This window comes from Pseudomonas reinekei (assembly GCF_001945365.1).
Lineage (GTDB): Bacteria > Pseudomonadota > Gammaproteobacteria > Pseudomonadales > Pseudomonadaceae > Aquipseudomonas > Aquipseudomonas reinekei.
The window spans coordinates 1-725 of the sequence record NZ_MSTQ01000057.1 but is presented as its reverse complement, the minus strand read 5'-3'; the positions used below and the strand labels follow the sequence as shown (position 1 = coordinate 725).

General features: G+C 53.4%; 2 protein-coding genes. Both read right to left on the bottom strand.

The genetic code is table 11. The features are described from left to right. On the bottom strand, positions 1-463 hold a 463-nt coding region (locus BVK86_RS28960; RefSeq protein WP_139315829.1), incomplete at its 3' end, for a type VI lipase adapter Tla3 domain-containing protein. Continuing rightward, the coding region (locus BVK86_RS28955; RefSeq protein ID WP_139315828.1) for an effector protein Tle3 domain-containing protein at positions 460-725 on the bottom strand (266 nt) is incomplete at its 5' end. The genes BVK86_RS28955 and BVK86_RS28960, both read right to left, overlap by 4 nt.

Sequence of the window (725 nt, the reverse complement as noted above, 5' to 3'; positions counted from 1 at the left end):
CCCGAGAGCTCAGAGAAGAATCGTAATCCTTGGGGTCTCGTGAATAGATTGAAGTGAAGTTGTTGTTCGTTTTTTTTATTTCTCTCCATATCGATGATTGATGCCAATCATCAACAGCCAGCCCCACCCCGCGGATTTCCAAGGCATATGTCCGCACTTGCGTGGCTTGCCGCTCGGCGATTTGCGCCTTGACGTCGGCTTTGTAGGCGGCAAGTTCCGCCCGTTCACTGGCCACGGCTTTACCCCACCAGTGAACGCTGAAGATCAGCAATATCGGGCCCACAATCGCGGCGATCCCCCAGCGCATCACCTGATTCATGTCACGCAATTCCATATTGAGTTCCTGTGCCTTGATTTGGACAAGCCAGACGAAGCCGATCCAAAAGATCAGCAGTACGCCCGCGATCCAGAGATAGGGCTTAAGAGTTGGTAAGGTTCGGGGGCGGTGTTGAGCATCGCTCATAAGGCACCTCCTTTTTTATCGACGCCGGCAAGCAGAGAAGGTGGCGTTAGCGAGACCAAATCCGAGGACGGAAACTCTCCCTCCTGGTAGTACAAGTAACTGGCTGTCACCAATGCTTGAGCCTCTGCACTGAGACGCGACCAGCCTGATAAGCCTTTAGTATTCAAAAACTGCTCTTCATCCATCTTCCAATCCGCAATCGCCACCAACACCTCGCGCATCCGCGGGTCGTCAAGGCAATGCGCCTGGCCAATGGCAATGT